The organism is Aedoeadaptatus nemausensis (assembly GCF_903819165.1).
Lineage (GTDB): Bacteria > Bacillota > Clostridia > Tissierellales > Peptoniphilaceae > Aedoeadaptatus > Aedoeadaptatus nemausensis.
Window position 1 is genome coordinate 1 of the sequence record NZ_CAIJCS010000067.1, and the last position, 2,677, is coordinate 2,677.

Annotated in this window: 2 protein-coding genes and 1 pseudogene; all 3 read right to left on the minus strand. The window is 32.9% G+C overall.

Translation table 11 applies throughout. The features are described 5' to 3' along the window. Nucleotides 1-327: pseudogene (locus tag PEPTYR26121_RS08935) on the minus strand (hypothetical protein); the annotation flags it as partial. Next, a complete protein-coding gene (locus tag PEPTYR26121_RS08940) occupies nucleotides 314-2,185 on the minus strand; it encodes a hypothetical protein (protein WP_180501077.1) in 1,872 nt (623 codons plus the stop codon). The gene PEPTYR26121_RS08940 and the pseudogene PEPTYR26121_RS08935, both read right to left, overlap by 14 nt. Further along, the gene (locus tag PEPTYR26121_RS08945; RefSeq protein WP_036755972.1) at nucleotides 2,185-2,547 is read right to left on the minus strand and encodes a hypothetical protein; all 363 of its coding nucleotides are present in this window, start codon (nucleotides 2,545-2,547) and stop codon (nucleotides 2,185-2,187) included. Before PEPTYR26121_RS08945 ends, PEPTYR26121_RS08940 begins: the two co-directional genes overlap by 1 nt. Nucleotides 2,548-2,677: the final 130 nt, after the last annotated feature.

The following is a 2,677-nucleotide window of genomic DNA, read 5'->3' on the forward strand; positions in this document are numbered from 1 at the left end:
AGAGCCTCTTTTTGGTGCATCTGTTGAATTAACATCATTCGATGCATATCCAATTATCTTATTATTTGCAGGTGCTATATATTTATTTGAATCTTCATCAAGAGGATTTTCAAATAACAAGATTCCCCCATAACACTTATTTGATATTGGAAATATTTCTTCCTTATATTCCTCTGCATTGGTTTTAAATATCGGATACATAAGCCCTGATGGATTCAGTCTTAATAAATCTGGGACTGCATTCGTTATTAAGTTTTCATCTTCATATATCTCCTTCTTATTTGTCCTCACATCAGTTAGTTCAATGACTGATTTACCCTTGAGCATTTCCTTCCTCCTTATCTTTAAATTCTGTAGTGATATTTTCTTTATATTTTCCAAGCATCAATCCTTGATATTTAAATCTTCCTACCTTTTCATTAAATACTAGTGACCTTGGAACTTGTCTTTCGACTTTGTATTCAGCTTTCAATTTCCTAAGCAGGAATGAATGACTAAGTTCTATCTTCTTCCAAGATTCATCAATCTTAAGTTTTCCATCCCAAGCCTCTGTAGAACCAAGAGACTGACCAGATATAGCTGCGATAGCATTATCTTTTCCAATCATAGCCTTACCTGATTCAAGCCTAATTAATACCGAGAAATTGTTCATTGTCTTTTCCTGAAGTTTAGTTAGTGGATAAAAAAGATTTAGAATGTGGTCACCACTTAAGTAGGTTTCTTTTGGAATATGATGTTCTATTTTCGTATCATTAAAAATGTAAGTAACAACAAGCCTTGTAGGTATTTCTACATTTTCAATAAAGTCTAATTCTTCTACTTCCTCTTTTTCTTCAAACTTTGGAGGGTCATAGGATTTCCCTTCTTCATTTAAAACCTCTACTTGTTTCTTAACCTTTCTTGATATCTTTCTAGTTTTTTCTTCAGTGTCACAAATTATATTTAACAAGATAGATGCATTAAAAATTGCCTCCGTTTCTTTATTGGAGGCAAATTCTATACGAATTATCGGCGTGCCTGTGGTAGAAAGATTAAAGGCAGAATAATTGGAGTAGGCATGAACTACTAATTTTTCAGATTCAATTTGATTTAACAGTCCTACTATATTCTTATCATTCTTACTCTTAGCTTTAGATAAATAGGGATTTTTTCCTACACCAAGAATTCTATGCTTGCTATTTATTTTGTATTCTATGTCAGTAATAAGTCCTTCAATTTTTTCTTCTTCATAAGAAATAGCTATCCTATCTCCAACATCAAGACTTGGGTCTCCTATAGTTACCATATCAAAAGGTGTGTGATGAATTTTGCAAATTTCAGTAAGAAGAGCCTCACACATTCTTTTTCTTTTTTCTGGAAGTCCTAATTGCATCATTGGATTTATTCCAAGATTCATAGTTAGCCCATCATCATTTTCTAAAGAATAGTATTCAGCTATTTTAGTCTTTGCATTTGTTGAGTTGATGGCTGTATATCTTGTCTTAAAATCTGATATTGACGAAGAAAATCTTTCTCTCGTTTTAATTTCAGTTGATATACTTTCTGCATACTTCTTTAAAACTAATTTCCCTTCACGAGAAACCCCAGCAAAAGCACCAAGAGTCGATGCTATATAGTGAATAAAGTCTCTGTAGGTTTCTATATCATGGTCTTGATAAATTGCCAAAACTTCCTCACCATTTACAAAAGCTTTCACCTCATCTTCTGTCATACCTAGTTCTACCTTGCACTTCTCACATGATAATGTAAGTAATTCAAAAGCTGTACCAAAGGTATCTGTTACTGGGAAATTCTTATCAAATCTAAGCATATAGTCATAGCCTTTTAGTTCTAAAATCTTCTTAGACCTATTTGCCTCAGTGACATCAAAGATTCCCATTGGTATGGTTTCTATCTTTTTATTCTCTAATTCTTGATGATAGAATAGTTCTAATTTGGAATCTTCTAGAGAATACCTATCTATATCTGAAAAAAGACTGATTCCAAACTCTCCAGCATAAACTGTACCTATTTCAAGTTCAGAAGATCCAGAGCATGAACGATGAATGTATCCAGACCCTTTAAGAATATCTTTATTGGTAAAGGGGATAGTAGTTTCATCTTTTAAGATGATATTTCCCGTCCAGTAAAATTTACGAGAGTTCTTTTTTATAACTGTTTTATATTCATTGCTTGTTGGATACATTAGTACTCCTCCAATGAAAAAGATACTTCCCACAATCCTTTATAAGAAGTATCTTTTATTAATTTGACTTGAAACTTGTCCATATACATTTGTGTCTCTTTTAGTTCCAACGTTTCTGTATCTAAGAATTTAACTTTAAGATTAGACTTGTTAGCAAGACCACTCAATATTTTCACAAGTTTAGGACTACAAGAAAAACCTACAGAAATACTTGCTACTTTATTTCTAACAATATCCCTTTGAATAGTGCCTGCTTCTGTTTCTCCTCCAGTATCTGCTTCTATATCTCTAAACTCCAAATCATAAGAATTTGGTAGAGGTAGGTCTACTCCTTCAATAATTAAATATGATTGATATTTCATTATACGACTACACCTCCATTCACTGCGTCGCTTGCTCCTTGTTCATGGGGTGAGACTGCATCTGACCTACCAACAAAATCATAGATTTTGGGTTAGGTCATTACCTACCTCCACTTCTTAAATTCTTACG

Bases quoted from the DNA above. Each gene is read 5' to 3' on its own strand.
- PEPTYR26121_RS08940 (WP_180501077.1), bottom strand. From the start codon at position 2,185: ATGTATCCAACAAGCAATGAATATAAAACAGTTATAAAAAAGAACTCT.
- PEPTYR26121_RS08945 (WP_036755972.1), bottom strand. From the start codon at position 2,547: ATGAAATATCAATCATATTTAATTATTGAAGGAGTAGACCTACCTCTA.